Source organism: Microvirga sp. P4_G7 (genome assembly GCF_056401005.1).
This window is the reverse complement of sequence record NZ_JBFUKD010000468.1, coordinates 1-3,069: the sequence shown is the minus strand read 5'-3', so window position 1 is coordinate 3,069 and position 3,069 is coordinate 1. Positions and strand designations below refer to the sequence as shown.

Genomic DNA, 3,069 nt, shown 5'->3' with positions numbered 1-3,069 from the left:
GAGCGAGGTCACCGGGACAAGCCCGGTGATGACGTGTGGAGGGRCGATGACGCGTGGAGCGATCTGGAGCCGCTCGTGTCATCCCCGGCGAGCGAAGCGAGGGAAGGGGACCCATGGCGGGACGCGGCGAGTGCGGCTCTATGGGTTCCCTTCCCCTCCGCCGGCTCCGCCGCCTCCGGCCGGGAATGACACGTGGAGGGGCGATGACGCGCATGCCGCCGTCCTCCCCCGTCATGGCCGGGCTCGTCCCGGCCACCTCGATCGGAATGGCGCGGCGCTTTTCGCCGCGAGGTCACCGGGACAAGCCCGGTGATGACGTGTGGAGGGGTGGTGACGTGTGGAGCGGTCTGGAGCGCCCCCTCGTGTCATCCCCGGCGAGCGAAGCGAGGGAAGCGGACCCATGGCGGGACGCGGCGAGTGTGGCTCTATGGGCTCCGTTCCCCTTCGACGACTCCCGCCGCCTCCGGCCGGGAATGACACCAAGGGCCCGCGTTGCGACATAAAATACTTGTTATAACGTATCTAAACTTGTAATACTTCACTCCTGTTGGAGACGCACTCCAGCGCGACAGGCTCGCACCGGCAGAAAGCCGGCGGGCGTTTTCATTGGGGGTATCAATGTCACCATTTGATCATCAATTTCAGCCCGCGACTCTCGCCGCGATCACGATCAATAATCTCGACAATTCATTGCAACGCACTTTTGCCGGACAGACCGTTTCGATCGACGAAGACGGTGATGCAGAGGTTGTCGCTGCAAACGGCGTCATCGCGAGGCTGGCGGTCGATTTCGGGATGTATGCCGAAGATACCGATGTCGTCGGAATCAGCACAGACGGCCTTCATATTTCATTGTCGGGCAGTCTCGCCGAAGGCATCGAGGTCAGACATACCAGCGGTGGCACGACGACGAAGATCGGCACGGTCGTGTCGTTGAATACCTATGGCATGGGGATTGATTTCGAGGCCGGCGTGACGGCCGTTCAGGTTCAGGACCTCATCCGCGCCTTGACCTACACCAACACCTCGGCGGCGTCCTCCATCATGGAGCGGACGGTCGCCATCTACCTCGAGGGCATGGGCGACATGGAAGCCTGCGCCGCGACGACCCACGTGAGAATGGCGCCCGACGACGTCCAGTTTCTCGAAGCCGGCGTAGAAGCCGTCACGGGGACAGCGGCGGATGAGACGTTTGCGGTCACCGTGGGCGCGGTCGATGAAGGCGACAGACTCGATGGTGGCGCCGGACTGGACACGTTGCAGCTCGTCAACGGCGGATCGTTGTTTCTTCGGGATTTTGCCGAGTTCAAGAATATTGAGATCATCAAAGGGAGCTTCGAGCAGGATAGTTTCACGTTCGACGTGTCCCAGCTGGCGGACGTCCAGTCGATTGAAGGCGGAACCGTGAGTGGTCCCGGCACCTTCGAAAATGACGTGATTTATCTCTCGGGTGGGTCGATCGATCTATCGAACAAGACGATCACCAACATCGAAGCCATCTCGTTCGACGCGGATAACGGTACCATTACGCTCGACGAAAAGGCTCTTGCTCTCAGTACATTCTCGTTCGGGGCGAACAGCAAACTCGTTCTGACGGGCGCTTCTTTCACGGCCGAAGAACGCCGGCAACTGCACAACCAGGGCTTCGCCTCCGTCAAGGACGACGAAAAGACAGATCTCGATGCCGCTCCGGTGCTGACAGGCGTGGGCGGAGACCACGTCCGCGCAATTGTGCAGCGCACCTCGTTCATCGATCTGGGCCGAGACGCGAAGCTTACCGATGACGGAACGAAGATCCGGTCTTTGACGGTCGAAGTGTCCAGCGGCTCCGATGCGTCCGATCAGCTCGGGATCGACACGACTGGCGACATAGAATTGTTCGGCGGTTACGGAGCGAGTAACATCATTCTGGTCGATGGCGCGGATGTCGGCTATTTCTCGGATGGCACCACAGCCTCGAGTTTCAAGATCAACTTCAACTCTTCTGCGCCCTCGATGGTCGAGCACATCATCCGCGCGCTCACCTACACGAACACCGGAAACGCACCGTTCACGTCCCGCGCGCTCACGATCAAGGTGGAAGACTCCGCCGGCAACGTTGCCCAATCCGTCGTCACGGTTTCGCAGGACGAGAAACCGACCCAGATCGAGTTCATTCAAACCCCGGCCAACGAGTTGGCGACGAACGGTACCGTCGTCGGGTCGCYCAAGGCGTCGGATCTCAATACCGAGGAGACGTTCACCTACGCACTCGTCGACAATGCGGGGGGACGGTTCACGCTCGATGCGAGCGGCACGAAGGTCGTCGTCGCGCATGGCGTCGGGCTCGATTTCGAACAGGCGAAATCACACAAGGTGACCGTCCGCGCGACCGACAAGGGCGGGCTTTTCATCGACCGCGATTTCTCCATCGTCGTGAAAGACGTGAGCCCTGAGATCACCATCGGATCCGATCTCAACGACAAGATCGTCGGCGGCGCCGGCAAAGACAATCTGGGTGGTGGGCTTGGCAACGACACGCTCGTCGGCGGGCTCGGCAACGACACCCTGAGCGGCGGCAAGGGCCAGGACGTCTTCCTGTTCAACGCGACGCTTTCCAAGACAAACGCGGCGAACAAGAAAGCCAATCTGGAGAAGGTCGTCGATTTCAGCGTACCGGACGACATCATGCATCTGGCAAAGAGCGTCTTTACGAAAATCGCCAAGAAGGGTGGCTTGTCGAAAGGGGCGTTCCACATCGGCGACAAGGCAGGCGATTCGAGCGACCGGGTCATCTACAACAAAAACAACGGCGCGCTCCTGTACGACGACGACGRCACCGGCACGCACGCGGCCATCCAGTTCGGGACGTTGGCAAGGAACCTCAAAACGATGTCGCACAAGGACTTTTACGTAATGTGAGACTTCCACGTGATGTGAGACTTCCACGTGATGTGAGGAACCCCGACGAGGCGAGCGGCGCCACCGTCCTCCCCCGTCATGGCCGGGCTCGTCCCGGCCACCTCGATCGGTATGGCGCGGCGCTTTTCGGAGCGAGGTCACCGGGACAAGCCCGGTGATGACGTGTGG

General features: G+C 60.6%; 2 protein-coding genes. Both read left to right on the top strand.

Going from position 1 to position 3,069, the window contains the following annotated elements:
- Nucleotides 1–189 (top strand): hypothetical protein (locus tag AC1DT3_RS16475; protein ID WP_477466321.1); only part of this gene is annotated, 189 nt, incomplete at its 5' end.
- Between the two features lie 429 nt (nucleotides 190–618).
- Entirely contained in the window at nucleotides 619–2,901 is a 2,283-nt protein-coding gene (locus tag AC1DT3_RS16470) for a hypothetical protein (protein WP_477466320.1), read from the top strand.
- Nucleotides 2,902–3,069: the final 168 nt, after the last annotated feature.